At 51.8% G+C, this 3,175-nt stretch carries 2 rRNA genes (1 of these 2 only partly in view); both read right to left on the bottom strand.

Going from position 1 to position 3,175, the window contains the following annotated elements:
* Positions 1-46: 46 nt before the first annotated feature.
* Positions 47-162, bottom strand: a 5S ribosomal RNA gene (rrf, locus tag HU743_RS26965).
* A gap of 171 nt (positions 163-333) precedes the next feature.
* Positions 334-3,175, bottom strand: a 23S ribosomal RNA gene (locus HU743_RS26960) (it continues 52 nt past the right edge of the window).

Below are 3,175 nucleotides of genomic sequence, written 5' to 3'. Positions count from 1 at the left end.
AAAACAAAACCCCAACTGCTTTCGCAATTGGGGTTTCGGAATTTAATCTTGACGATGACCTACTCTCACATGGGGAAACCCCACACTACCATCGGCGATGCATCGTTTCACTGCTGAGTTCGGGATGGGATCAGGTGGTTCCAACGCTCTATGGTCGTCAAGAAATTCGGGTACCGAATCGTGGCCAGATGGCCGCGCTTCAGCAAATTGGGTATGTGACAGCTTTCGGTGTTTTCGTGAGATTCAAACTTTCGGTTCATTTCGTCTTCACACACCGCAATCTGGCGCTCTTTCGCTTTTCAGCTCGAAGCAAGCAAATTGCTTGGGTGTTATATGGTCAAGCCTCACGGGCAATTAGTATTGGTTAGCTCAACGCCTCACAGCGCTTACACACCCAACCTATCAACGTCGTAGTCTTCGACGGCCCTTCAGGGAACTCAAGGTTCCAGTGAGATCTCATCTTGAGGCAAGTTTCCCGCTTAGATGCTTTCAGCGGTTATCTTTCCCGAACATAGCTACCCGGCAATGCCACTGGCGTGACAACCGGAACACCAGAGGTTCGTCCACTCCGGTCCTCTCGTACTAGGAGCAGCCCCTCTCAAATCTCAAACGTCCACGGCAGATAGGGACCGAACTGTCTCACGACGTTCTAAACCCAGCTCGCGTACCACTTTAAATGGCGAACAGCCATACCCTTGGGACCGGCTTCAGCCCCAGGATGTGATGAGCCGACATCGAGGTGCCAAACACCGCCGTCGATATGAACTCTTGGGCGGTATCAGCCTGTTATCCCCGGAGTACCTTTTATCCGTTGAGCGATGGCCCTTCCATACAGAACCACCGGATCACTAAGACCTACTTTCGTACCTGCTCGACGTGTCTGTCTCGCAGTCAAGCGCGCTTTTGCCTTTATACTCTACGACCGATTTCCGACCGGTCTGAGCGCACCTTCGTACTCCTCCGTTACTCTTTAGGAGGAGACCGCCCCAGTCAAACTACCCACCATACACTGTCCTCGATCCGGATAACGGACCTGAGTTAGAACCTCAAAGTTGCCAGGGTGGTATTTCAAGGATGGCTCCACGCGAACTGGCGTCCACGCTTCAAAGCCTCCCACCTATCCTACACAAGCAAATTCAAAGTCCAGTGCAAAGCTATAGTAAAGGTTCACGGGGTCTTTCCGTCTAGCCGCGGATACACTGCATCTTCACAGCGATTTCAATTTCACTGAGTCTCGGGTGGAGACAGCGCCGCCATCGTTACGCCATTCGTGCAGGTCGGAACTTACCCGACAAGGAATTTCGCTACCTTAGGACCGTTATAGTTACGGCCGCCGTTTACCGGGGCTTCGATCAAGAGCTTCGCGTTAGCTAACCCCATCAATTAACCTTCCGGCACCGGGCAGGCGTCACACCCTATACGTCCACTTTCGTGTTTGCAGAGTGCTGTGTTTTTAATAAACAGTCGCAGCGGCCTGGTATCTTCGACCGGCATGAGCTTACGGAGCAAGTCCTTCACCCTCACCGGCGCACCTTCTCCCGAAGTTACGGTGCCATTTTGCCTAGTTCCTTCACCCGAGTTCTCTCAAGCGCCTTGGTATTCTCTACCCAACCACCTGTGTCGGTTTGGGGTACGGTTCCTGGTTACCTGAAGCTTAGAAGCTTTTCTTGGAAGCATGGCATCAACCACTTCGTCACCCAAAGGGTAACTCGTCATCAGCTCTCGGCCTTAAGATCCCGGATTTACCTAAGATCTCAGCCTACCACCTTAAACTTGGACAACCAACGCCAAGCTGGCCTAGCCTTCTCCGTCCCTCCATCGCAATAACCAGAAGTACAGGAATATTAACCTGTTTTCCATCGACTACGCTTTTCAGCCTCGCCTTAGGGACCGACTAACCCTGCGTCGATTAACGTTGCGCAGGAAACCTTGGTCTTTCGGCGTGGGTGTTTTTCACACCCATTGTCGTTACTCATGTCAGCATTCGCACTTCTGATACCTCCAGCAAGCTTCTCAACTCACCTTCACAGGCTTACAGAACGCTCCTCTACCGCATCACCCGAAGGTGATACCCGTAGCTTCGGTGTATGGTTTGAGCCCCGTTACATCTTCCGCGCAGGCCGACTCGACTAGTGAGCTATTACGCTTTCTTTAAAGGGTGGCTGCTTCTAAGCCAACCTCCTAGCTGTCTAAGCCTTCCCACATCGTTTCCCACTTAACCATAACTTTGGGACCTTAGCTGACGGTCTGGGTTGTTTCCCTTTTCACGACGGACGTTAGCACCCGCCGTGTGTCTCCCATGCTCGGCACTTGTAGGTATTCGGAGTTTGCATCGGTTTGGTAAGTCGGGATGACCCCCTAGCCGAAACAGTGCTCTACCCCCTACAGTGATACATGAGGCGCTACCTAAATAGCTTTCGAGGAGAACCAGCTATCTCCGAGCTTGATTAGCCTTTCACTCCGATCCACAGGTCATCCGCTAACTTTTCAACGGTAGTCGGTTCGGTCCTCCAGTTAGTGTTACCCAACCTTCAACCTGCCCATGGATAGATCGCCCGGTTTCGGGTCTATTCCCAGCGACTAGACGCCCTATTAAGACTCGCTTTCGCTACGCCTCCCCTATTCGGTTAAGCTCGCCACTGAAAATAAGTCGCTGACCCATTATACAAAAGGTACGCAGTCACCCAACAAAGTGGGCTCCCACTGCTTGTACGCATACGGTTTCAGGATCTATTTCACTCCCCTCTCCGGGGTTCTTTTCGCCTTTCCCTCACGGTACTAGTTCACTATCGGTCAGTCAGTAGTATTTAGCCTTGGAGGATGGTCCCCCCATATTCAGACAAAGTTTCTCGTGCTCCGTCCTACTCGATTTCATGACCAAGAGATTTTCGCGTACAGGGCTATCACCCACTATGGCCGCACTTTCCAGAGCGTTCCGCTAATCTCAAAGCCACTTAAGGGCTGGTCCCCGTTCGCTCGCCACTACTAAGGGAATCTCGGTTGATTTCTTTTCCTCAGGGTACTTAGATGTTTCAGTTCCCCTGGTTCGCCTCTTGCACCTATGTATTCAGTACAAGATAACCATCTTATGATGGCTGGGTTCCCCCATTCAGACATCTCCGGATCAAAGTCTGTTTGCCGACTCCCCGAAGCTTTTCGCAGGCTACCACGTCTT

This window comes from Pseudomonas sp. SWRI99 (assembly GCF_014270125.1).
GTDB classification, from domain to species: domain Bacteria; phylum Pseudomonadota; class Gammaproteobacteria; order Pseudomonadales; family Pseudomonadaceae; genus Aquipseudomonas; species Aquipseudomonas hamedanensis.
The sequence above is the reverse complement of the archived record's forward strand: the minus strand, read 5'-3'. Positions and strand labels throughout refer to the sequence as shown.